This is a genomic window from Paraburkholderia sp. J8-2, assembly GCF_905220195.1.
Lineage (GTDB): Bacteria > Pseudomonadota > Gammaproteobacteria > Burkholderiales > Burkholderiaceae > Paraburkholderia.
In genome coordinates, this window is sequence record NZ_CAJMZA010000015.1 from 109442 (window position 1) to 131417 (window position 21976).

General features: G+C 65.4%; 23 protein-coding genes. 12 read left to right on the forward strand and 11 right to left on the reverse strand.

Annotated elements, in window-relative coordinates; all coding sequences use genetic code 11:
- Positions 1 to 30: 30 nt before the first annotated feature.
- From sugE to U5A52_RS27230, 6 genes are all read left to right on the forward strand, one after another.
- On the forward strand, positions 31 to 351 hold the full coding sequence (sugE, locus tag U5A52_RS27205; protein WP_254319094.1) for a quaternary ammonium compound efflux SMR transporter SugE: 321 nt from the start codon (positions 31 to 33) through the stop codon (positions 349 to 351).
- 210 nt (positions 352 to 561) lie between these two features.
- Positions 562 to 1176, forward strand: a complete 615-nt coding sequence (locus tag U5A52_RS27210) for a DUF4126 domain-containing protein (RefSeq protein WP_042272294.1) — start codon at positions 562 to 564, stop codon at positions 1174 to 1176.
- 170 nt (positions 1177 to 1346) lie between these two features.
- Complete coding sequence (locus U5A52_RS27215; protein ID WP_321936879.1) at positions 1347 to 3875, forward strand: ABC transporter permease; 2529 nt, start codon at positions 1347 to 1349, stop codon at positions 3873 to 3875.
- Positions 3876 to 3972: 97 nt separating this feature from the next.
- On the forward strand, positions 3973 to 4383 hold the full coding sequence (locus U5A52_RS27220) for a group II truncated hemoglobin (RefSeq protein ID WP_158757369.1): 411 nt from the start codon (positions 3973 to 3975) through the stop codon (positions 4381 to 4383).
- 159 nt (positions 4384 to 4542) lie between these two features.
- Entirely contained in the window at positions 4543 to 5277 is a 735-nt protein-coding gene (locus U5A52_RS27225; protein ID WP_321914687.1) for an alanyl-tRNA editing protein, read from the forward strand.
- Positions 5277 to 5864, forward strand: coding sequence for a DUF924 family protein (locus tag U5A52_RS27230; RefSeq protein WP_321936841.1), 588 nt, complete (start codon positions 5277 to 5279; stop codon positions 5862 to 5864). Before U5A52_RS27225 ends, U5A52_RS27230 begins: the two co-directional genes overlap by 1 nt.
- Before the next feature lie 19 nt (positions 5865 to 5883).
- On the opposite strand, the gene U5A52_RS27235 is transcribed toward U5A52_RS27230, so the two are convergent.
- The 10 genes from U5A52_RS27235 to U5A52_RS27280 form a co-directional block, all read right to left on the reverse strand.
- Entirely contained in the window at positions 5884 to 6630 is a 747-nt protein-coding gene (locus U5A52_RS27235) for an SDR family oxidoreductase (RefSeq protein ID WP_321914685.1), read from the reverse strand.
- A 59-nt stretch (positions 6631 to 6689) separates the two neighbouring features.
- Positions 6690 to 7274, reverse strand: coding sequence for a TIGR00730 family Rossman fold protein (locus U5A52_RS27240; RefSeq protein WP_321914684.1), 585 nt, complete (start codon positions 7272 to 7274; stop codon positions 6690 to 6692).
- A 13-nt stretch (positions 7275 to 7287) separates the two neighbouring features.
- Complete coding sequence (locus U5A52_RS27245) at positions 7288 to 8010, reverse strand: TetR/AcrR family transcriptional regulator (protein WP_158757374.1); 723 nt, start codon at positions 8008 to 8010, stop codon at positions 7288 to 7290.
- A gap of 195 nt (positions 8011 to 8205) precedes the next feature.
- Positions 8206 to 8907, reverse strand: coding sequence for a diacylglycerol kinase (locus U5A52_RS27250; RefSeq protein WP_321936843.1), 702 nt, complete (start codon positions 8905 to 8907; stop codon positions 8206 to 8208).
- Between the two features lie 116 nt (positions 8908 to 9023).
- Positions 9024 to 10055 carry a glycosyltransferase family 1 protein gene (locus tag U5A52_RS27255; RefSeq protein ID WP_321914682.1) on the reverse strand — a complete coding sequence of 344 codons (1032 nt, stop codon included), beginning with the start codon at positions 10053 to 10055 and terminating at the stop codon, positions 9024 to 9026.
- 67 nt (positions 10056 to 10122) lie between these two features.
- A complete protein-coding gene (locus tag U5A52_RS27260; protein WP_321914681.1) occupies positions 10123 to 11082 on the reverse strand; it encodes a UDP-2,3-diacylglucosamine diphosphatase in 960 nt (319 codons plus the stop codon).
- Positions 11083 to 11225: 143 nt separating this feature from the next.
- On the reverse strand, positions 11226 to 11774 hold the full coding sequence (locus U5A52_RS27265; RefSeq protein WP_415774063.1) for an RDD family protein: 549 nt from the start codon (positions 11772 to 11774) through the stop codon (positions 11226 to 11228).
- A gap of 114 nt (positions 11775 to 11888) precedes the next feature.
- Positions 11889 to 12719: a DUF3106 domain-containing protein gene (locus U5A52_RS27270; RefSeq protein WP_321936845.1), complete on the reverse strand. Its 831-nt coding sequence runs from the start codon at positions 12717 to 12719 to the stop codon at positions 11889 to 11891.
- Between the two features lie 26 nt (positions 12720 to 12745).
- Positions 12746 to 13174 carry a DUF3619 family protein gene (locus U5A52_RS27275; protein ID WP_321936847.1) on the reverse strand — a complete coding sequence of 143 codons (429 nt, stop codon included), beginning with the start codon at positions 13172 to 13174 and terminating at the stop codon, positions 12746 to 12748.
- Complete coding sequence (locus tag U5A52_RS27280) at positions 13171 to 13734, reverse strand: RNA polymerase sigma factor (RefSeq protein ID WP_069265288.1); 564 nt, start codon at positions 13732 to 13734, stop codon at positions 13171 to 13173. The genes U5A52_RS27275 and U5A52_RS27280 overlap by 4 nt, the downstream gene beginning before the upstream one ends.
- A 398-nt stretch (positions 13735 to 14132) precedes the next feature.
- On the opposite strand from U5A52_RS27280, the gene U5A52_RS27285 reads away from it, so the two are divergent.
- The 6 genes from U5A52_RS27285 (at position 14133) to U5A52_RS27310 (ending at position 21227) form a co-directional block, all read left to right on the forward strand.
- Entirely contained in the window at positions 14133 to 15911 is a 1779-nt protein-coding gene (locus U5A52_RS27285) for an acetolactate synthase 3 catalytic subunit (RefSeq protein ID WP_321914771.1), read from the forward strand.
- Positions 15912 to 16027: 116 nt separating this feature from the next.
- Entirely contained in the window at positions 16028 to 16519 is a 492-nt protein-coding gene (ilvN, locus tag U5A52_RS27290) for an acetolactate synthase small subunit (RefSeq protein ID WP_027795483.1), read from the forward strand.
- A gap of 120 nt (positions 16520 to 16639) precedes the next feature.
- A complete protein-coding gene (gene ilvC / locus U5A52_RS27295; RefSeq protein ID WP_028205689.1) occupies positions 16640 to 17656 on the forward strand; it encodes a ketol-acid reductoisomerase in 1017 nt (338 codons plus the stop codon).
- 148 nt (positions 17657 to 17804) lie between these two features.
- Positions 17805 to 18458: a phosphatidylserine decarboxylase gene (locus U5A52_RS27300; RefSeq protein ID WP_028205688.1), complete on the forward strand. Its 654-nt coding sequence runs from the start codon at positions 17805 to 17807 to the stop codon at positions 18456 to 18458.
- A gap of 12 nt (positions 18459 to 18470) precedes the next feature.
- Positions 18471 to 19346, forward strand: coding sequence for a CDP-diacylglycerol--serine O-phosphatidyltransferase (pssA, locus tag U5A52_RS27305; protein WP_321914678.1), 876 nt, complete (start codon positions 18471 to 18473; stop codon positions 19344 to 19346).
- 327 nt (positions 19347 to 19673) lie between these two features.
- Complete coding sequence (locus U5A52_RS27310) at positions 19674 to 21227, forward strand: 2-isopropylmalate synthase (RefSeq protein ID WP_321914676.1); 1554 nt, start codon at positions 19674 to 19676, stop codon at positions 21225 to 21227.
- Positions 21228 to 21349: 122 nt separating this feature from the next.
- Here the strand turns inward: U5A52_RS27310 and U5A52_RS27315 are convergent, their stop codons facing one another.
- A complete protein-coding gene (locus U5A52_RS27315) occupies positions 21350 to 21901 on the reverse strand; it encodes a hypothetical protein (protein WP_321914675.1) in 552 nt (183 codons plus the stop codon).
- Positions 21902 to 21976 lie beyond the last annotated feature (75 nt).

A 21976-nucleotide genomic window follows, 5' to 3' on the forward strand; every position in this document is an offset into this window, starting at 1 on the left:
GACGGCCCCATTTTTGAATGGAGCGTCCCCATGTCCTGGTTTCTTCTTCTCATCGCTGGCCTGCTCGAAGTGGCGTGGGCCGCCGGTCTCAAATCTTCCGAAGGATTCACGCGGCTCTGGCCGTCGGTGTTCACCGTGGTCACGGCGCTGGGCAGCTTCGTGCTGCTCGCCATGGCCATGCGTCAATTGCCGCTCGGCACCGCCTATGCGGTGTGGACGGGCATTGGCGCGGTCGGCGCGTTCGTGTTCGGCATCGTCATGATGGGGGAGGCCGTGAGCGCCGCGCGTGTGGCGAGCGCCGCGCTGATCGTGCTTGGCCTCATCGGTCTCAAGCTTTCTTCGGCGGCTTGATCCAATTCGCTATGCATACCGCGGCTCCGACCGAGTGCCGCGGCCGCGCAACACCGCTGCGGCACCGCAGCGAGCGTGGCTATAATGGAACGGTCATAACCCGATAACACTCCGCGCCGCATCAGCGGCGAGCGCGTGCGCACAGCGCCTGCTCTCCCGTTTCGCGCGTGGAGCGCCGGCGCCCCGGCCGCGCCGCGCGAGGAGGCAGCCATGCTGGAACCACTTTCGCTAGCAGCGGGCCTGTCCTGGGGCAGCGGCCTGCGCCTCTACCTTACGGTGCTGATGGCCGGCGTACTGCAACGTCTTGGCCTGATTCACCTCCCCGACACGCTTGCCGTGCTCGCTTCGCCATGGGTGATCGGCATCGCCGCCGCGCTCACGGTGCTCGAATTCCTCGCCGACAAGATCCCCGCGTTCGACTCGCTCTGGGACGCGGTGCATACCTTCATCCGCATTCCGGCCGGGGCCGTGCTGGCGGCCGGCGCGCTCGGCCACGCCGATCCGGCACTCTTGACCGTCGCCGCGCTGGCGGGCGGCACGCTCGCAGGCACGGCGCATCTCGCCAAGGCGGGCACGCGCGCGCTCATCAATCTTTCTCCCGAACCGGTGTCGAACGTCGTCACGTCGAGCGCCGAGGACGGCATGACCTTCGTGGGTGTGCTGCTCGCGTTCTTCGTGCCGCTGCTGTTCCTCGTCATGCTCGTGGCCTTTCTCGTGCTCGCGGCCTGGGCGCTGCCACGCCTGTGGCGCGGCGTGCAAGGCGGTTTTCGCGGCATGGCGACGCACATGGTTTCGCGTCTTTCGTTGCGGGGTCGTCACGATTGAGCGGCGGCGCGCCTTCTTCTTCTAACGCAAAGCCGCCGCGCAGCGAAGGCGGCCCGGGCTTTGTGCAGGCTGATCCGCCGGGCGCAACCGGCGGCGGCCAGGGCGGTCGTGGGCCCGTGGCCGTGCGTACGACCCCAAGCTGGTCCGATCTCGTGCATCTTGCCGCGCGCATGACGGCACGCGATTGGCGCGCGGGCGAACTGACCATGCTGCTGCTCGCGCTCGTGCTCGCCGTGGCGGCGCTCGCCAGCGTCGGCTTTCTCGCTGACCGCCTGCAGCGCGGTCTCGAACGCGACGCCCGGCGCATGATCGCCGCCGATTTCATCGTGCGCGCCGATCACCCCGTCGATCCGATGTTTGCGCGCGAGGCGCAGTCGCTCTCGCTGCGCACGGCGACCACGGCGATCTTTCCGAGCATGGTGGGTTCGGGGGCGGGCGCTTCCGCCGCTCCTGGCGCAACGGCCACGCGCCTTGCCGCCATCAAAGCCGTGTCGGCGGACTATCCGCTGCGCGGTGCGCTGCGCATCGCCGCGGCGCCGGGCGCGCCCGATCATGCGGCGCAGGGCATTCCGCCACCCGGCACCGTCTGGGTGGACGACGAACTGCTCGAAGCGCTCAAGCTGCATATTGGCGACACGGTGAAGGTCGGCACGCGCACTTTCACCGTGAACGCGCTCATTACCAAAGAACTCGACCGTGGCTTTTCCTTCGTGAACTTCTCGCCGCGCCTCATGATGCGCGCGGACGAAGTCGCGTCGACGGGGCTGCTCGGCTATGGCAGCCGCGTGACCTATCGCCTGCTCGTGGCGGGCGCCGATCCGGCCGTCGCGCAGTTCGCGGCCTGGTCGCGCGAGCGTGTGGATGGCGGGAAGATGCGTGGCGTCGCGCTCGAATCGCTCCAGGACGGCCAGCCGCAGGTGCGCGAGACGCTCGACCGCGCGCGCCACTTCCTCACGCTCGTTTCGCTGCTCACGGCGCTGCTCGCGGCCGTGGCGATCGCGATGGCCGCGCATCGCTACACGCGCCGCCATCTCGATGCGTGCGCCGCGATGCGCTGCCTCGGCGCGAGTCAACGCACGCTGCGCACGCTCTTCGTGCTGGAGTTCGCGGGGCTCGGGCTCGCGGGCGGTGCGGTAGGCGTCGCGCTCGGCTACGCGGGCCACCTCGCGCTGCTGGCGTGGCTCGGCAATCTCATCGACGTCGTGCTGCCGCAGCCCGGGCCGCTGCCCGTGCTCGAAGGCATCGCCGCGGGCCTCGTGTTGCTGCTCGGCTTCGCGCTGCCGCCGCTCTTGCCGCTCACGCGCGTGCCGCCGGTGCGCGTGCTGCGCCGCGAGTGGGGCGACGAAGGGCGCGCCGCATGGGCGGCGTATGGCGTCGGCATTGCGCTCTTTGCGGGGCTGCTCGTGATCGCGGCGGGGGAGTTGAAGCTGGGCGGCATCGTCGCGGGCGGCTTCGCGATCGGACTGCTCGTGTTCGCCTGCGTGGCGCGCGCGGCGCTTTGGTGTGCGGCGCGCGTGGCGCGCAGCGGGCGACTGTCCGGCCAGGCGCGCGCGGGTGTGGGCTGGCGCTATGCGCTGGCGTCGCTCGAACGGCGGCCGGGCGCAAGCGCGCTGCAGATCACGGCGCTCGCCATCGGCCTCATGTGCCTGTTGCTGATCGCGATGACGCGCAACGACCTTGTAGATGGCTGGCGCAAGTCCACGCCGCCGGACGCACCCAACGAGTTCCTCATCGACATCCAGCCCGACCAGCGCGACGCCGTGGCGGCCTGGCTGCGCGCGCATGGCATTGCCGGGGCCAACGACAGCGATCTCCAGCCGATGGTGCGCGGGCGTCTCATCTCGATCAACGGCAAGCCGGTGAATCCCGACTCGTACAAGAGCGAGGATGCGCGCCGCCTGGTGGATCGCGAGTTCAATCTCTCGTACACGACGAAGCTGCCCGACGACAACCGCATCGAGGCGGGCACCTGGTATGGCGATTCGGGCACACCGCAGCTTTCGATCGAGCAGGGTCTCGCGAAGCTCATCAACGTGAAGCCCGGCGACGTGCTCAAGTTCGATGTGACCGGCCTCGAAGTCACGGCGCCCGTGACGAGCGTGCGCAAGCTCGACTGGGGCTCGTTCAAGGTCAACTTCTTCGTGCTGATGCCGCCCGGGCTGTTGCGCGATTTTCCGGCGACCTACATCACGAGCTTTCACCTGCCGCCTGGGCAGCGCGAGGTCGTGGACGGTCTCGTCGCGCGCTATCCCAACGTCACCGCGATCGACATCGCGCCGATTCTCGCGCAGATCGAGCGCGTGCTCGAGCAGGTGATCGGCGCGGTGCAGTTCCTCTTTCTCTTTACGCTCGCCGCCGGCGTGCTGGTGCTCTACGCGGCGCTCGCGGGCACGCGCGACGAGCGCATGCGCGAGTCGGCGCTGCTGCGCGCGCTCGGGGCATCGCACCAGCAGGTGCGCGCGGTGCAAGTGGCCGAATTCATCTCGGTGGGGGCGCTCGCGGGGCTCTTGGCGGCGATCGGCGCGCAGGCGATCGGCTCGGTGCTCGCCACGCACGTGTTTCTGTTCTATCTCCCGTTCGATCCGTGGCTCTTCCCGGCCGGCATCGCCGCTGGCGTGGTGTGCGCAGGCGTGGGCGGGTGGATCAGCCTGCGGCACGTGCTCGCGCGGCCGGCGCTGCAGTCGCTGCGCGACGCCTGAGGCGCGAGGCGACAACCCGCCGCCACGCGCCGCTATGCGAGAATTGTTGGTTTCCGGCAATGTGTTGCCGTCCCTCTTTTTGTTCTGATTCAACCGTATGACCGATCCAGCCGACGAAGCGCCGCAGAAACCCACGGCCTTCGAACTCGTCGGCGGCGAGGCGCGCGTGCGCGAGCTCGTCGACCGTTTTTATGACCTGATGGACCTCGAGGCCGACTTTGCGGGCATTCGCGCGATGCACCCGCAAACGCTCGACGGTTCGCGCGACAAGCTGTTCTGGTTCCTCTGCGGCTGGCTTGGCGGCCCGGACCATTACATCGAGCGCTTCGGTCATCCGCGTTTGCGCGCGCGCCATTTGCCGTTCGCGATCGCCTCGTCCGAGCGCGACCAGTGGCTGCGCTGCATGGCGTGGGCGATGGAAGACGTGGGCCTGCCGGAGCCGCTGCGCGAGCGCCTGCTGCACTCGTTCTTCGATACCGCCGACTGGATGCGCAATCACCCGGGTTGATTCGCCGCGCCCGATTGTGCCGGTCCGTGGGCCGGTACAGTCAGGCGCTGGCGCGTCGCGGCCGTCCAGCGGGGTGTTTCACGAGGCGGCCATAATGCCCCTTTGGCTCGCGGCCGCCGTTGCGCGGCCAGCCGTCAGCAAAACAAGGAGACACCCACGATGACGACCACCCGCGCGCTCTTTCGCGAAGACGCCTATCTCACGCAGTGCGAAGCGACCGTGCTTGCCGTTGGCGAGGACGGCGTGCGGCTCGACCAGACCGTGTTCTATCCGCTCGGCGGCGGCCAGGCCGGCGACGCCGGCGCGCTGGTGCTCGCCGACGGCACGCGCATCGAGATTGCCGACACCCGCAAGGCGAAGTTCGAAGGCGCGACGCCCGACGACGCGCTGCACGTTCCCGCGCCCGGCCAGGAAGCGCTGCTCGCGCGCCTCGCCGCCGGAGAGCGCGTGCGCGCCGAGATCGACTGGGCGCGCCGCCACCGGCACATGCGCCTGCATACGGCGAGCCATCTGATGTGCGCGGTGCTGCCGTACCCCGTGGACGGCTGCAGCATCACGACCGACTATGCGCGCCTCGATTTCGCCACGGTCGAGCCGATCGAGCGCGACATGGTGGAGGCGCGGCTTGCCGAACTCGTGTCGGGCGCGCATGCGGTGGCGACCGAATGGATCACCGACGAAGAGATGGCGCAACGCCCCGAACTCGTGCGCACGATGAGCGTGAAGCCGCCGATGGGCTTGGGCCGTGTGCGGCTCTTGCGCATCGAGAGCGTCGATTTGCAGCCTTGCGGCGGCACGCACGTGCGCAACACGCAGGAGATCGGCGCGCTGCGCGTGGCGAAGCTCGAGAAGAAGAGCGCGCGCACGCGGCGTCTCGTGCTGGAACTGGCGTAATGCATCTCGACGCGCGAGCGCGCGAGGTGCTCGACTTCTGGTTCGGCGCCCCGGGTTCGGAGGCGTTCGGCCGCGAGCGGAAGATGTGGTTCCGCAAGAACGCAGCGTTCGACGCCGGGCTGCGCGAACGCTTCGGCGCGCTGCTCGACGCCGCTTGCGCGGGCGAACTCGACGCATGGTGCGAAACACCCGAAGGCGCGCTCGCGCTCGTGATCGTGCTCGACCAGTTTTCGCGCAACTGCCATCGCGGCACGCCGCACGCGTTCTCCGCGGACGACAAGGCGCTCGGCATTGCGCGCGCGATGGTGGCGAGCGGCGCGGATCTGCGCCTGCCCACGCTGCAGCACCGCTCGTTCGCCTATCTGCCGTTCGAGCATGCCGAAAGCGCCGAAGCGCAGCGCGAATCGCTGCGGCTTTTCGGCGAGCTGGCGAAAGATCCTGAAGGGCAGGGCTACTACGATTACGCAGTGCGCCACGCGAACGTCATCGAGCGCTTTGGGCGCTTTCCCCATCGCAATGCGCAACTGGGCCGCGTGTCCACCGACGAAGAGACCGCGTTCCTGCGCGAACGCGGTTCGTCGTTCTAGCTGAGTCCGGCGCTCGGCTTCAGCGCCCGCCGCTCACGTCGAGCAGCGCGCCCGTGACGTAGGACGCAGCGTCGCTCAGCAACCACACGATCGTTTGCGCGACTTCGTCGGCGCTTCCGGGCCGGCCGAGCGGCGTTTGCGCGCCAAGCACGGCGGCGCGATCCGGGCGACCGCCGCTCGCGTGGATCTCGGTGTCGATGAGGCCCGGGCGCACGGCGTTCACGCGCACGCCTTGCGGGCCGAGTTCCTTGGCCAGTCCAATTGTCATCGTGTCGACCGCGCCCTTCGACGACGCATAGTCGACATATTCATTGGGCGAGCCCAGCCGCGCGGCAGCAGAAGAAACGTTGACGATCGCGCCGCCGTCGCCGCCGCGATCCTTCGACATGCGCCGCGCCGCTTCACGTGCGCACAGAAACGCGCCATACACGTTCACGTCGAACATGCGCTTCAGGCGCTCGGCGCTCATGTCGGCGACCTGGCTGCCCGGCGCCACGATGCCTGCGTTGTTCACGAGCGCATCGATACGGCCGTAGGCCGATTCGAGCGCGTCGAACATCGCGATGACGTCCGCCTCGTTCGCCACGTCGCCGCGCAGCACGCGCGCGTGGCCGCCTGCGCGGCCCACTTCGGCGGCGGTTTCGTCGGCGGCCGGTTCGTTGTGCAGATAGTTGACGCCCACGGTCCAGCCGTGCGCGCCAAGCAGACGCGCCGTCGCGCGGCCAATGCCGCGGCTTGCGCCAGTGATCAGGACAACCTTGCTCATTGCGACGGACTCATCGTAGTGACTGCGGTTTGTCGAGGGAACAGAAGCGTGCGGCTAGATCAAACGTTCTCGCGCAAGTCCGCCCACTTGTCCTTCTCGGGCGCGTGGTAGCGCTGAAGCTTGGCGATCAGCGCCGCGGGGTCGCTATCGGTTTGCAGCATGTCGCGGTAGGTCTGGCGCATGAAGCCTTCGCGCACCGTGTGGTCGAGCAGCGACATCAGCGGATCGTAAAAGCCGCCGATGTTCAGCACGCCCACCGGCTTGCGGTGATAGCCGAGCTGCGCCCACGTGTAGACCTCGAACAGCTCTTCGAGCGTGCCCGCGCCGCCCGGCATCGCGACGAACGCGTCCGAGAGGTCGGCCATCATTTTCTTGCGATGGTGCATGTCGGGCACGACGTGCAGCTCGGTGAGGCCCGCATGGCCCACTTCCTTGTCCACCAGCAGCTCGGGAATCACGCCAATGGCGCGGCCGCCGCCCGCCATCACGGTGTCGGCGATCACGCCCATCAATCCGACCTTGCCGCCGCCATAGACGAGCGCGAGGTTCGCGGCGACGAGCGCGCGGCCAAAGGCCTGGGCGGCTTCGGTATAAATCGGGTTGGCTCCGGGTGAGGAGCCGCAATACACGCAGACTGCTTTCATTCGGCTTTGGCCTTTATTCGCGGTTGTCCTTGGCGGCGCCCGCGCCTTCGCGCGGCGGCAGGTAGTCGTAGAACTCGCGCTTCGGGAGCTTGCCCGAGACGAGATCGTCGAACAGCTCGCGCGCGCGGCCGCGCAGATACGGCGCCATCAGCGAGACGATCTGCACGCTCACCTGGTGCAACTCGTCGCGAATCGCTTCCTGGTCGTTGTACTTGCGCGGGTTCATCACGAACTGGTACGACAGCCAGTAGGTGGCGATCACACCAATGTTGGTCGAGATCACGTCGATCTCGGCGGGCGTGGCGACCATGTCGCCGTCTTCCACGAGCTGCTCGCAGAACTGCTTCGCGAAGTGCACCTTGTGGCTGATGATCTGCTTGAAATGCATCTCCAGCGTGCGGTTGCGCGCGAGCAGGTCGTTCAGGTCGCGATAGAGAAAGCGGTAGCGCCACGTGAAGTCCACCATGTACTGCAAGTACGCCCACATCTCGTCGATGGTGGCGCGATGGTCTTCGGGAAAGCGCAGACGCTTTTCGATCTCCTGCTCGAACTGGCTGAAGATGCTGTTGATGATGTCGTCTTTGTTGCGGAAGTGGTAGTACAGGTTGCCTGGACTGATCTCCATTTCCTCGGCGATGGTCGTCGTGGTGACGTTCGGCTCGCCGATTTCATTGAACAGTTTCAACGACAACTCGAGAATCCGTTCACGTGTACGGCGGGGAGGTTTGGCATCCATGTCGTCCGGCCCTGAAAATGCTGTGCCGGGCGCGAGGCGCCCGCTTGTATATTGCGGTGCGCGCGGCCCGGACGTGGTTGGTCGTTATAAGACTGTCGTTCGATTATAAACCGACGGCCCGCGCGCACCGACAGCTTGCGCCTGTCAAGAGCGTGGGGCAGAGGCGGGGCCCCGCTACACGGGGGTGTTCGGGCACTAGAGTACGCCGATTCCGTGCAGCAGCAGGGGCCCGAAGCGGGGTACGAGGATCAGCCCCCAGGTCAGCACGCAGAGCAGCAAGGCGAGCGTGACGGCCGCGCTGCCCAGGTCCTTGGCGCGGCCCGAAAGCTCGTTGCGCTCGAGGCCGATGCGGTCGACGGCGTTTTCGATGCTCGAATTGAGCAGCTCGACGATCAGCACCAGGATCACCGAGCCGAGCAGCAGCACACGCTCGACCGGCTCGACCGGAATGAACACGCCGATGGGCACGAGGATGGCCGCGAGCGTGAGCTCCTGGCGAAACGCGCTTTCCTCGCGGATGGCGGCGCGAAAGCCCTTGATCGAGTACTTGAGCGCCTTCCATGCGCGGGTAATGCCACGGTTGCCCTTGTACGGGTTAAAGGGCAACGGAGCGAGCGGATCGTCGGGGCCGAGCGGTTCGTGCAGGTGCGGCGGCTCGGGCGGCTCCGGTCGGGCTACGCGTGCCGCGACAGGAGCGGCGTGCTCGCTTACCGATGCGGTTTGCGGCTCGACGCCGGGTGCGGCAGCTGGACTAGCGGCAGAAGCCGGCGCGCGCGGATCGAGCGCTTCGGCGGTACGCGCGGCACGCGTCGAGCCGCCCGCACTTTGGCGGGCTGGCGAATTGGGATTGTGTGCGCCCTGGGCGCTATGCGGCGGTGACGGAGGACGGGGCGTCATGGTGGTGCCAGGTAGTACCCCAGTATCGCACGCGTGAGAGGCGGTTGCGCCGGGGTCGTCCGTCTCCCCGGCGCGCTCGCGGACAATCGATGCGCGGACCATGGCCGGCCTCGTGCTCAGGCGGCAGCGCTGGAAGGCTCCATCGTCGCGCGCGAGCGCGGCTTGAGATGCGCCGCGAATTGCTCCGAAGCCGCACGCCACGAGAAGCGCTCGGCCCAGGCGCGCGCCTCGGCGCGATCGATCTTCAACGCTTCGAGACACGCTTCGCGCAGGTCGTCGTTCATCGAGCCCGCGCCGCCCGTGCCGAGCACGTCGATCGGGCCCGTCACCGGGTAGGCGGCCACCGGCGTGCCGCAGGCGAGCGCTTCGAGCAGCACGAGGCCGAAGGTGTCGGTGCGGCTCGGGAACACGAAGACGTCGGCGGCGGCGTAGACCTTCGCAAGCTCGGGCTGGCTCAGGACACCCAGGTAATTCGCCTGGGGATAGCGCGACTTCAGCTCGGCGAGCGCCGGACCTTCGCCGCACACCCATTTCGAGCCTGGCAGATCGAGCTTGAGAAACGCCTCGACGTTCTTTTCCACGGCTACGCGGCCCACATAGAGGAAGATGGGGCGCGCCGTGTTGAGCACCTTCGACTCCATCGGCCGGAAGATGTCGAGGTCCACGCCGCGCGTCCACAGCACGACGTTCGTGAAGCCGAACTTCTCGAGGTCGGTCTTGACGACGGGCGTGGGCGCCATGACCGCGAGCGAAGGCTTGTGGAACCAGCGCAGGAAACGGTACGTCAAGGACAGCGGTACGCCGAAGCGCGCCTGCACGTACTCGGGAAAGCGCGTGTGATAAGCGGTCGTGAAAGGCAGGTCGTGGTCGATCGCGTAGCGGCGCGCGGCGAGTCCGAGCGGACCTTCGGTTGCGATGTGGATGGCATCGGGGCCGAACGCGCGAATGCGGTCCCGCAGATGTCGCTTCGGAAACAGCGAGAGCTTGATTTCCGGGTACGTGGGGCACGGTATCGTGCGGAACTCCAGCGGCGTGAGCAGTTCGACCTGATGTCCGAGCGCGATGAGTTCGCGCGTCGTGTTTTTCAGCGTTCGAACCACGCCGTTTACCTGCGGCTCCCATGCATCGGTCACGATCATTACTTTCATTGGTCGTCGGCCCTCTCGGCGTTACGTAGTGCGGTTATGGCTGCAGTTGCGTAGCGGTAGTCGTTTCTCAAACGGCGCTCACGCGCGCCTTGCGTGTCGAGACCTGCGCTTCCGGTGCGCGCTTCACGGTCCAGTAGACGATGCGCAACTCGCCCTCGAACGTCTCGACGAGCGCGGAAAGGCTTTCCACCCAGTCGCCGTCGTTGCAGTACAGAATGCCGTCGATGTCGCGGATCTCGGCCTTGTGGATGTGGCCGCAAACCACGCCGTCGCAGCCGCGGCGGCGCGCCTCGTCGGTCATCACGCGCTCGAACGAGGAGATGAAGTTCACCGCGTTCTTCACCTGATGCTTGAGGTACTGCGAGAGCGACCAGTACTGGAAGCCGAGCTTCGCGCGCACGCGGTTGAACCAGCGGTTGAGCAGAAGGATCAGCGTATAGGCCGAGTCGCCGAGATAGGCGAGCCACTTGGCGTGCTGGATCACACCGTCGAAGAGATCGCCGTGCACGACCCACAGGCGTTTGCCGGCAAGCGTCGTGTGAAAGGCTTCCTCGCGCACGTGGATGTCACCGAACGCGAGATTGCAGAACTGGCGCGCGCTCTCGTCGTGGTTGCCCGGAATGTAGATGACCTGGGTGCCCTTGCGCGCCTTGCGCAACACCTTTTGCACGACGTCGTTGTGCGCCTGCGGCCAGTACCAGCCCTTCTTCAACTGCCATCCGTCGATGATGTCGCCCACGAGGTACAGATACTCCGACTCGTTGTGGCGCAGAAAGTCGAGCAGATACGAGGCCTGGCAGCCGCCTGTGCCGAGATGGATATCGGACAGCCAGATCGTGCGGTAGCGGGTGGGGTCGGGGTGATCGTCGTCGTGGGAGCCGCTGCTGGAGGCGTCGTCGAACGAAGCGGGCGGCAGGGGCGGGGCGGGAAAGGTGGCTCCGCCGGGGGACGGGTGGAACGTGGCGGAATCGGTGCCTCGTCCGGTGGTCTGCCGGAACAGGGTGGTCGCTGACGTCTTTTGGGCCATGGCGCGCGCGGCAGGTTGGAATACGCGCATTGCGCCATGCCGCCGTGACGGCAACATGACAGTCACGAGAAGGTCTCGTTACGCAGTCCCAGGTGGTGCCATGCCCGCGCTTTTCCGGCGCGAGGGAGAAGGTGATGCGGCTGCTACGCCGACGTGCGTTGTCGCGCAATTGCGACAATGCGCGTGCCCGCAATGCGGTCGTGAAGGAACTGCCGGTCGTGGGAGAAGCGGGCGCTGGCGGCCCAGAGCGCGAACCAGACGGCTTCGAGAGCGAGCGTGTGCGGAACGGAAAGACTGAGCAGGGGATGCAGCACGAGCGGCGGCAGGAACCACAGCCACGCGGCGAGGTAGCGCAATGCTGCTCGCGCGAGCGTGGGCGGCTGGCCGTCCGGGCCGATCACACGCAGGCGCCAGGTTTTCATCGGCAGTGTTTGCCCGCCTTTGTGCCAGAAGCCGACGAAGTACACGCCGGCCACGGAGATGATCCAGGCCGCCATCGCGTTGTGATGCGTGTAGCCGTTGCGCTGCTGCATGACGAGGCTGAACGCGAGTCCGGCGGCAAAGACGACGCCGAAAAGCAGCACGCTCTCGTAGACGAATGCGGCGAGGCGGCGGCGAATCGAAACAGGCGCGGGTTGAACGGGGAAGACGACGGCGGACGGCAGGGCGGCGGCTTGGGCGCTTTCGGACACGATGGCGTCGGTTCGGGGACGGGACGCCCAAGCATAACCTCGAAAACGCGCGCGACGAAATGGTCGGAACGCTGCGGCGGGGTTAACGAGGGGGCGTGAGCGCCGGTGGAGGCTTCAGGAGCCCTTGAACGCCGCGGGTGCTTCGGCGGGTGAGACGGGAATCGGCGTGGCCGGCACGAAGCTGCCGGCGGCGGGAATGCCCGACGCAAACGACGAAGCTGCCGGCGGCTCGCTCGGCGTGCCAGGCGCCGTGGGCGCGAGACCTGAACCCGTGCTGCTCGCGCCGCCCGCGCCCGATGCACCCGTGACGCCGGCGGGGGCATGCGGCAAGCCGCCATGATCGCGCTCGTTGACGAGGCGCTGAATATCGCGAATCTCGCTCTTGTTGCCGCTCGGCGGGGCGCTCACGACGGTGGGCCGGCGCTTGTGCTCGCTCGCGGCAAGGCGTTCTTTCTGCTCTTCGGGGAGCTGCTGGTAAGCCTTCCAGGCGCGCTGGCGCGCCTGCGCCGGCAATTCCTTGGACACCTGGTAGTTTTCGCGCGCGACGCGCCGTTGCTCCGGCGTCATGCCAACCCATTCCGCCATGCGTTCATGCAGGCGCTTTTGCGCTTCGGTCGACATCTTCGGATAACGTGCTGCGATCTTCAGCCATTTGCGTTTACGCTCGTCGCTGAAGCGATCCCATTCAACAGCGAACGGTGCGAGAGCGACGTGCTGCGCTTCACTGAGGCGCGCCCACGCGAGCGGGTCGGACTGGCCGCCAGGCGCCGGCGCGAACGCGGTCGCAATCGGATTGTCGGCCGAGGGCGCTTTCACTTGCGCGGCCGCGCCAGCGGTGATTTCGCCAGTCGGCTCGGGGTGAAAGCGCGGGTAGGTCGCCACATACGACACGACTGCCGCGACCACAGATCCAATGACAACGGCCAGGCCGCGCTTGTAACTCACCCCGTCGGTCTCCTGCTCAGATTTCCTTAGTGCGCGCGCGTCAGATACGCGTTGAACCCGTGATCGAGGTAGGCCGTGAGCGGCAGGTCGTCGCTCAGCATGGCCGCGTCGATATCGGCGAGTTCAGCGGTGCGTTGCTGATCTTCGAAGTACGCAATGGCAAAGAGGCCCGCCACGAGCGCCGCAAGCGGCCAGGCGAGCGCGAAGCGCGCGAACGCAGAACGGCGGCGCGCGGGCAGGTGCGCCGGCGCGCCGGACAGGCTGCCGACGCCGGCTGCGGCGAGCGACGGCGCGCGCACGAGCACGACCTCTGCCTTTTTATGGGCGAGCGCGGTCTTGCGTGCGGCGGCGAGCCGGGCGGTGGTACCAGCGGGCAGGTTGGCGGCGCTCTCATCGAGCGCACGACGCATCTCCCGCACGAACTCTAGTTCTTTATTTTCGAGGGCGGAGCTCATAGCGTGATTCCTTTGGCCTTGAGCGCTTGCGCCAGCGTGTGGGTGGCCCGGGAGCAGTGCGTTTTCACGCTGCCTTCGGAGCAGCCCATTGCGGCGGCAGTCTCGGCGACATCCATATCCTCCCAGTAACGCATCAGAAACGCCTCCCGTTGACGTGCCGGTAATTTCTGGATCTCGTCGTCGATCATCTGGAGCACCTGAGCGCGCTCGATCTGCTGCTCGCTGCTTTCGGCGCCAGCCGTGCCCTGCTCGGCCTCGAAGGTCTCGAGGGGGTCGAACTCCTCGTCATCGGCGTTGCCGAGCGACGAAAACAGACTCACCCAAGTATTGCGTACTTTCTGCCGACGAAAATAGTCGTGCATCGTATTTTGCAAAATACGCTGAAAGAGCAGGGGGAGTTCTGCGGCCGGGCGGTCTCCGTATTTTTCCGCGAGCTTGATCATCGCGTCCTGCACGATGTCGAGCGAGGCGTCGTCGTCCCTTACGGCGTAGACCGTCTGCTTGAACGCGCGTCTTTCGACGCCCGCCAGAAAGTCGGCGAGTTCCTTGTCTGATGCCATCCGTTGCAGGGCGCCGCCGCCAGCGTACGCGTAATCGTTCGAAAAAAGTCGTAAAACTCGCGGATCCTAGCAAATTTTCGCGCCGGCAGGGTAGCAGGAAGGCTGTGAGAATGCTTCGCATCATAGAGGTGCATGCCTTCGTGGTGCCCCTGTCGGCTCCTGGCGGGCGCCGCGAGGCGTGCGCGATGTCGCAACGTTCGTGCCTGCGTTCTCAATATTTGCTTGACCGAAAGGCATCGAGCCGCTATCTTCGACGGTTCGCAACATAAGTGACTTGTCTCAATTCGGATGTGGCCCAAGAAGCTCATCTGTCAACTGGACGCGCCGCTTGAACCCGAGCCACAAGCCCGGCAGAGAGCACCCGATCAATTTTTTGCCGAAAATTCGAAAGGTGAATGATGAATATGCCCAGCGCGGAATTCTCCACGTCGGTCCCCCCTTCGCAAGAATCTGACCCTCAAGGCAACACCCAATCCATCGGCGGAACCGTGCTGATGAAGGCGCTTGCCGATGAGCAGGTCGAATTCATCTGGGGCTACCCCGGCGGCTCGGTACTCTACATCTACGACGAGCTGTACAAGCAGGACAAGATCCAGCACGTTCTCGTGCGCCACGAACAGGCAGCCGTGCACGCGGCCGACGCCTATGCGCGTTCGACCGGCAACGTCGGCGTGTGTCTCGTGACCTCGGGACCTGGCGTCACCAATGCGGTGACGGGCATCGCGACGGCCTATATGGACTCGATCCCGATGGTGATCATCAGCGGCCAGGTGCCTACCGCCGCGATTGGTCAAGACGCCTTCCAGGAGTGCGACACGGTCGGCATCACGCGTCCCTGCGTGAAGCACAACTTCCTCGTGAAGGACGTGCGCGACCTCGCCGCTACCGTCAAGAAAGCTTTCTACATTGCGCGCACCGGCCGTCCCGGCCCCGTGCTGATCGACATTCCGAAGGACGTGTCGAAGACGCCGTGCGCGTATGAACCGGTGAAGAACGTTTCGCTGCGCTCGTACAACCCGGTCACCAAGGGCCACTCGGGGCAGATCCGCAAGGCGGTTTCGCTGCTCCTCTCGGCCAAGCGTCCGTATATCTACACCGGCGGCGGCATCATCCTCGCCGATGCGTCGCGGGAACTGAACCAGTTCGCCGATCTGCTCGGCTACCCGGTCACGAACACGCTGATGGGTCTGGGCGGCTACCGCGCAAGCGACCGCAAGTTCCTCGGCATGCTCGGCATGCACGGCACCTACGAAGCGAACATGGCGATGCAGCACTGCGACGTGCTGATCGCGATCGGTGCGCGCTTCGACGACCGTGTGATCGGCGACCCGGCGCACTTCGCCTCGCGTCCGCGCAAGATCATTCACATCGACATCGACCCGTCGTCGATCTCGAAGCGCGTGAAGGTCGATATCCCCATCGTCGGCGACGTCAAGGAAGTGCTCAAGGAGCTCATCGAGCAGCTTCAGCACGCCGAACACGGTCCGGATACGGCCGCGCTGGCCGACTGGTGGAAGGACATCGAAGGCTGGCGCGAGAAGAACTGCCTGAAGTTCGACCGTTCGAGCGACATCATCAAGCCGCAGTACGTGGTGGAGAAAGCGTGGGAGCTCACGGGCGGCAACGCGTTCGTGTGTTCGGACGTGGGCCAGCACCAGATGTGGGCCGCGCAGTTCTATCGCTTCAACCAGCCGCGCCGCTGGATCAACTCCGGTGGTCTCGGCACGATGGGCTTCGGCCTGCCGGCGGCGATGGGCGTGAAAATGGCACACCCGGACGACGACGTGCTGTGCATCACGGGCGAAGGCTCGATCCAGATGTGCATTCAGGAGCTGTCGACCTGCAAGCAGTACGACACGCCCGTGAAGATCATTTCGCTGAACAACCGCTACCTCGGCATGGTCCGCCAGTGGCAGCAGATCGAATACAGCAAGCGCTATTCGCATTCGTACATGGATGCGCTGCCTGACTTCGTGAAGCTCGCCGAAGCGTATGGCCACGTCGGCATGCGGATCGAAAAGACCGCGGACGTCGAGCCGGCGCTCAAGGAAGCGCTGCGTTTGAAGGACCGCACGGTGTTCCTCGATTTCCAGACCGACCCTTCCGAAAACGTCTGGCCGATGGTTCAGGCCGGCAAGGGCATCACTGAGATGCTGCTCGGCTCGGAAGACCTGTAACGGTATTTGCCATGGCGCCGTTTCAACCTCACGCGGCGCGCGTCCACACAAGGGGCGCGCGGGTTCGCGGGGAAGGGCGGCAGCCTCGTCAACCTGGATAAATCGCGGATCACACCATGAGACACATTATTTCCGTTCTGCTGGAAAACGAGCCGGGCGCGCTCTCGCGCGTGGTCGGCCTCTTCTCCGCACGCGGCTACAACATTGAAACCTTGACGGTGGCGCCGACCGAAGACCGTTCGCTGTCGCGCATGACCATCGTTTCCATTGGCTCGGACGACGTGATCGAACAGATCACGAAGCATCTGAACCGCCTGATCGAGGTGGTGAAAGTGGTCGACCTTACCGAGGGCGCCCACATCGAGCGCGAGCTGATGCTGATCAAGGTAAGGGCGGTCGGCAAGGAACGTGAGGAGATGAAGCGGATGGCGGATATTTTCCGCGGCCGCATCATCGACGTCACCGAAAAGACCTACACGATCGAACTGACGGGCGCGAGCGACAAGCTCGACGCGTTCATCGAAGCGATCGATGCGACCGCGATTCTCGAAACCGTTCGAACGGGCGGCTCGGGCATTGGGCGCGGAGAGCGCATTCTGAAGGTGTGACCCGACCACAGTCGATCTTGCACCGGAACTTGACCGGATGCGTAACTTAGAGAACGCATCCGGTGCAGCAAAAGCTAACAGCAGTACCGAAATTCACCAGACTCTCGCCAAGGAACCAACATGAAAGTTTTCTACGACAAGGACGCCGATCTCTCCCTCATCAAGGGCAAGCAGGTCACGATCATCGGTTACGGCTCGCAAGGCCACGCACACGCGCTGAACCTGAAGGACAGCGGCGTGAACGTCACGGTCGGTCTGCGCAAGAACGGCGCATCGTGGAGCAAGGCTGAGAACGCCGGCCTGCAGGTCAAGGAAGTGGCCGAAGCGGTGAAGAACGCCGACGTCGTCATGATGCTCCTGCCCGACGAGCAGATCGCCGATGTCTACGCGAAGGAAGTCCACGCGAACATCAAGAACGGCGCAGCGCTCGCATTCGCGCACGGCTTCAACGTGCACTACGGCCAGGTGATCCCGCGCGCCGACCTCGACGTCATCATGATCGCCCCGAAGGCGCCGGGCCACACGGTTCGCGGCACGTACTCGCAAGGCGGCGGCGTGCCCCACCTGATCGCTGTCCACCAGGACAAGTCGGGCGCAGCACGTGACATCGCGCTGTCGTACGCAGCGGCGAACGGCGGCGGCCGTGCCGGCATCATCGAAACGAACTTCCGCGAAGAAACCGAAACCGACCTGTTCGGCGAACAAGCCGTGCTGTGCGGCGGTACGGTCGACCTGATCAAGGCTGGCTTCGAAACGCTGGTGGAAGCCGGCTACGCGCCGGAAATGGCGTACTTCGAGTGCCTGCACGAACTCAAGCTGATCGTCGACCTGATCTACGAAGGCGGCATCGCCAACATGAACTACTCGATCTCGAACAACGCCGAGTACGGCGAGTACGTGACGGGCCCGCGCGTCATCACGGCCGAGACGAAGAAGGTCATGAAGGAAGTCCTGAAGGACATCCAGACCGGCGAATACGCAAAGAGCTTCATCCTCGAAAACAAGGCCGGCGCGCCGACGCTGCAATCGCGTCGCCGTCTTGGCGCCGAGCACCAGATCGAAGTGGTCGGTGCGAAGCTGCGCGCGATGATGCCGTGGATCGCAGCGAACAAGCTCGTCGACCAGTCGAAGAACTAATCTGACGGTTCGAATCTGATTGCGCGTGCGGTTTTGTACCCTCGCAGAACAGATTGATCCGAATCGGACCCGAAAAAGCCGCCCAGGTGGGATGAACCCTGGGCGGCTTTTGCTATCCTACGGTTTTTAAAATAACAGCGAAGCCACCATGAATTACCCCCATCCGATCATCGCGCGCGAAGGCTGGCCGTTCATCGCCATTGCGGCCGTCGTGGCGCTCTTGATCCATGCGGTCGCAGGCTTCGGACTCGCATGGCCTTTCTGGCTGATCCTGATCTTCGTCGTTCAGTTCTTCCGCGATCCGCCGCGCCCGATCCCGAGCCAGGCCAATGCCGTGCTGTGCCCGGCCGACGGCCGCATCGTCGCCGTGGAAACCGCGCACGACCCGTATGCAAACCGTGAAGCGCTCAAGATCAGCGTGTTCATGAACGTCTTCAATGTGCACTCGCAGCGTTCGCCCGTGGATGGCGCCGTCGCCAAGGTCGAGTACTTCCCGGGCGCGTACCTGAACGCCGCCATCGACAAGGCTTCGACCGAGAACGAGCGCAACGCCGTGGTCCTGACGATGGCCGACGGCACGACCGTCACCTCGGTGCAGATCGCGGGCCTCATCGCGCGCCGCATTCTCTGCTACGTGCGCGCCGGCGAGCCGCTTTCGCGCGGCCAGCGTTATGGCTTCATCCGCTTCGGTTCGCGCGTCGACGTCTACCTGCCCGTGGGCAGCCGCCCGCGTGTGTCGATCGGCGAGAAGGTGTCCGCCTCGTCGACGATCCTCGCCGAACTGCCGACCCAATCGGCATAAAGGAGGGCTGCGATGGCCGGATTCAAACAGCGTCGACCCCGTAACCCTGCAGGCGCACCGCTGCCGCGGCCGTTCCGGCGCAACAAGGCCGTGCAGGAGCCCTTGGGCGTCGCCGCAAACCGGCGCGCGGCGCGCCAGGAGTTCCTGAAGAAGCGCGGCATCTACCTGCTGCCCAACGCGTTCACCACGGCGGCGCTCTTCTGCGGCTTTTTCGCGGTCGTGCAGGCCATGAACGTGCGCTTTGAGGTGGCGGCCATCGCGATTTTCGTGGCGATGGTGCTCGACGGCATGGACGGGCGCGTGGCGCGCATGACGCACTCGCAGAGCGCGTTCGGCGAGCAGTTCGACAGCCTTTCGGACATGGTGTCGTTCGGCGTCGCGCCCGCGCTCGTGATGTACGAGTGGGTGCTCAAGGATCTCGGGCGCTGGGGCTGGCTCGCGGCTTTCATCTACTGTTCGGGGGCGGCGCTGCGCCTTGCGCGCTTCAACACGAATATCGGCGTGGTGGACAAGCGCTTCTTCCAGGGCATGCCGAGCCCGGCAGCGGCCGCGCTGATCGCCGGCTTCGTCTGGCTCGCCACCGACAACCGCGTGCCCGTGAAGCTTTCGTGGCTGCCTTGGGTGGCCTTCGTGCTGACGATCTACGCGGGCGTGACGATGGTGTCGAACGCGCCGTTCTACAGCGGCAAGGCGCTGGATGTGCGCCATCGCGTGCCGTTTGCGGCCACGCTGCTCGTGGTGGTGGCGTTCGTGCTGGTGTCGTCCGATCCGCCGTTGATGCTGTTCGGTCTTTTCGTGCTCTACGGGCTTTCCGGCTATGTGTTCTGGGCCTGGCAGGCCGTGCGCGGACGCTCGAATCCGGCGCGTTCTTCACCGCGCGAGCGGTAGGGCGCGGGGGCGGGAATGCCATAAAGAGGGCTGCGCGCGAGCGCGGCCCTTTTTCTTTTTGCACTCGCCCGCGCTGGTCTGCCTATAGCGGCCCTCTCCAATTGCGCTATCGGCGGATTCCGGCTATAGTCGGCGGCATGGACACCATCCAGTTCCCCCTCTTTTCTCTTCAAGCCGGCGCGCGACTAAGCACGCTAGCGCTAGCGCGCCTGCCGCGCTGATCTCGCTCGCCCTCCGTAAGCCTCGTTCATTGTCAGCGTCGCCATCGGTGGCGCGAACACCCAAAATCCGTTTTAGACACTGAACAAGTCCCCCTGGAGACCCGAAATGGCAGCAGACAAGCTCATCATCTTCGATACGACGTTGCGTGACGGCGAGCAGTCGCCCGGTGCGTCGATGACGAAGGAAGAGAAAATCCGCATCGCGAAGCAACTCGAGCGCATGAAGGTCGACATCATCGAAGCTGGCTTCGCGGCCAGCTCGAACGGCGACTTCGACGCGATCCACACGATCGCCGGCATGGTGAAGGACAGCACGATCTGTTCGCTCGCCCGTGCGAATGACAAGGACATCCAGCGCGCCGCCGACGCACTCAAGCCCGCCGACCACTTCCGCATCCACACGTTCATCGCCACCTCGGCGCTGCACATGGAGAAGAAGCTGCGCATGTCGCCCGAGCAGGTGCTCGAGCAGGCGAAGCTGGCGGTGCGCTTCGCTCGCAAGTTCACGAACGACGTGGAGTTCTCGCCCGAAGACGGCAGCCGCTCGGACATGGATTTCCTGTGCCGCGTGCTCGAGGCCGTGATCAACGAAGGCGCGACGACGATCAATATCGCCGATACGGTCGGCTACGGCATTCCCGAGCTGTACGGCAACCTCGTGAAGACGCTGCGCGAGCGCATTCCGAATTCGGACAAGGCGGTGTTCTCGGTGCACTGCCACAACGACCTCGGCATGGCCGTGGCGAACTCGCTGGCCGGCGTGCAGATCGGCGGCGCGCGCCAGGTGGAGTGCACGATCAACGGTCTCGGCGAGCGCGCGGGCAACACGTCGCTCGAAGAAATCGTGATGGCCGTGAAGACCCGCAAGGACTACTTCGGCCTCGATCTCGGCATCGACACCACGCAGATCGTGCCGGCTTCGAAGCTCGTTTCGCAAATCACCGGTTTCGTCGTGCAGCCGAACAAGGCCGTGGTCGGCGCAAACGCGTTTGCGCACGCCTCGGGCATTCACCAGGACGGCGTGCTCAAGGCGCGCGACACCTACGAAATCATGCGCGCGGAAGACGTGGGCTGGAGCGCGAACAAGATCGTGCTCGGCAAGCTCTCGGGCCGCAACGCGTTCAAGCAGCGCCTGCAGGAACTGGGCATCGCGCTCGACAGCGAAGCCGAGTTGAACAACGCGTTCGCGCGCTTCAAGGAACTGGCCGACCGCAAGGCCGAAATCTTCGACGAAGACATCATCGCGATCGTCACGGAAGAATCGGCGCAGGCGCAGGATCAGGAGCACTTCAAGTTCATCTCGCTCGCGCAGCACTCGGAAACGGGTGAGCGTCCGCACGCACGCGTGGTGTTCTCGGCCGACGGCAAGGAAGTGACCGGCGAAGCCGCGGGCAACGGTCCGGTGGACGCCACGCTCAACGCCATCGAAACCGAAGTGGGCAGCGGCTCGGAGCTTCTGCTGTACTCGGTGAACGCGATCACGACGGGCACCCAGGCGCAGGGCGAAGTGACGGTGCGCCTCTCGAAGGCCGGCCGCATCGTCAATGGCGTGGGCACCGATCCGGATATCGTTGCTGCTTCGGCGAAGGCGTATATCTCGGCGCTCAACAAGCTTTACTCGGGCGACAAGGTCAATCCGCAGCGCTCGGAAGCGGTGTAAGCGCGGGCGGGGCGCTTAGCCTCGCTTCACGTCTTTACGTCGTTACGCCAACGAGGCAATGAAAAACCCCCGGGCTCGCAAGAGCGCGGGGGTTTTGTTTTGCTGCGGCGTGAGCAACGCGATCAGAACATGCTGCGTCGATCCGGGTCGTGCAGCGGATCGGGCGTCTTCTGTGTGAGCCTCAGAATGCCCTGGTCGTCGAAGTAGAAGCTATAGAGCATGTACCAGACGTTGTCTTCGAGGTAGCGGTAGGTCCACGCTTCCTTTTTCATCAGCGGGAAGTAGGAGGTCTCGACCGGGCGGCCGAAGTTCACCAGCACATCGGAGCGCGTCCATTTGCCGATCTCCGCGCGATAGAACTCGTTGGGCTGCAACACCTGGCGCACGTTCACGACGCGGCCGTTGGCGTCAATGTCGGCGGCAGTGGTGGTTTCGCCCATTGGCTGGGTCGGCCACATCAGGCGCTTGCCGCCGTCAGGCAGGTCGTAGGTTTCAGCCGGTGGGCCGAAACGGGCGATTACGGACTGTGCGTCGTCGCCCGCATGGAATTGCTGCCACGGCTGCGCGCAGCCGGCGAGCGCAAGTGCGCCCACGCCCGCGAGGAGGGCGAGACGCAGGCGGCGCGAGGCGAGGCGCACGGGCGTGGCGAGCGAAGTGGATAGGCGCGTGAACATGATGTCCCCCGATGGCAAGGTTCCAATGACCGCGGTGTATGTGGAACCGTTATTTTGACACGGCGCGACGCGCTC

What these genes read in the sequence shown, in the direction of transcription:
- sugE (WP_254319094.1), top strand. Translation starts at nt 31, where the DNA reads ATGTCCTGGTTTCTTCTTCTCATCGCTGGCCTGCTCGAAGTGGCGTGG.
- U5A52_RS27210 (WP_042272294.1), top strand. Translation starts at nt 562, where the DNA reads ATGCTGGAACCACTTTCGCTAGCAGCGGGCCTGTCCTGGGGCAGCGGC.
- U5A52_RS27215 (WP_321936879.1), top strand. Translation starts at nt 1,347, where the DNA reads ATGACGGCACGCGATTGGCGCGCGGGCGAACTGACCATGCTGCTGCTC.
- U5A52_RS27220 (WP_158757369.1), top strand. Translation starts at nt 3,973, where the DNA reads ATGACCGATCCAGCCGACGAAGCGCCGCAGAAACCCACGGCCTTCGAA.
- U5A52_RS27225 (WP_321914687.1), top strand. Translation starts at nt 4,543, where the DNA reads ATGACGACCACCCGCGCGCTCTTTCGCGAAGACGCCTATCTCACGCAG.
- U5A52_RS27230 (WP_321936841.1), top strand. Translation starts at nt 5,277, where the DNA reads ATGCATCTCGACGCGCGAGCGCGCGAGGTGCTCGACTTCTGGTTCGGC.
- U5A52_RS27235 (WP_321914685.1), bottom strand. Translation starts at nt 6,630, where the DNA reads ATGAGCAAGGTTGTCCTGATCACTGGCGCAAGCCGCGGCATTGGCCGC.
- U5A52_RS27240 (WP_321914684.1), bottom strand. Translation starts at nt 7,274, where the DNA reads ATGAAAGCAGTCTGCGTGTATTGCGGCTCCTCACCCGGAGCCAACCCG.
- U5A52_RS27245 (WP_158757374.1), bottom strand. Translation starts at nt 8,010, where the DNA reads ATGGATGCCAAACCTCCCCGCCGTACACGTGAACGGATTCTCGAGTTG.
- U5A52_RS27250 (WP_321936843.1), bottom strand. Translation starts at nt 8,907, where the DNA reads ATGACGCCCCGTCCTCCGTCACCGCCGCATAGCGCCCAGGGCGCACAC.
- U5A52_RS27255 (WP_321914682.1), bottom strand. Translation starts at nt 10,055, where the DNA reads ATGAAAGTAATGATCGTGACCGATGCATGGGAGCCGCAGGTAAACGGC.
- U5A52_RS27260 (WP_321914681.1), bottom strand. Translation starts at nt 11,082, where the DNA reads ATGGCCCAAAAGACGTCAGCGACCACCCTGTTCCGGCAGACCACCGGA.
- U5A52_RS27275 (WP_321936847.1), bottom strand. Translation starts at nt 13,174, where the DNA reads ATGAGCTCCGCCCTCGAAAATAAAGAACTAGAGTTCGTGCGGGAGATG.
- U5A52_RS27280 (WP_069265288.1), bottom strand. Translation starts at nt 13,734, where the DNA reads ATGGCATCAGACAAGGAACTCGCCGACTTTCTGGCGGGCGTCGAAAGA.
- U5A52_RS27285 (WP_321914771.1), top strand. Translation starts at nt 14,133, where the DNA reads ATGAATATGCCCAGCGCGGAATTCTCCACGTCGGTCCCCCCTTCGCAA.
- ilvN (WP_027795483.1), top strand. Translation starts at nt 16,028, where the DNA reads ATGAGACACATTATTTCCGTTCTGCTGGAAAACGAGCCGGGCGCGCTC.
- ilvC (WP_028205689.1), top strand. Translation starts at nt 16,640, where the DNA reads ATGAAAGTTTTCTACGACAAGGACGCCGATCTCTCCCTCATCAAGGGC.
- U5A52_RS27300 (WP_028205688.1), top strand. Translation starts at nt 17,805, where the DNA reads ATGAATTACCCCCATCCGATCATCGCGCGCGAAGGCTGGCCGTTCATC.
- pssA (WP_321914678.1), top strand. Translation starts at nt 18,471, where the DNA reads ATGGCCGGATTCAAACAGCGTCGACCCCGTAACCCTGCAGGCGCACCG.
- U5A52_RS27310 (WP_321914676.1), top strand. Translation starts at nt 19,674, where the DNA reads ATGGCAGCAGACAAGCTCATCATCTTCGATACGACGTTGCGTGACGGC.
- U5A52_RS27315 (WP_321914675.1), bottom strand. Translation starts at nt 21,901, where the DNA reads ATGTTCACGCGCCTATCCACTTCGCTCGCCACGCCCGTGCGCCTCGCC.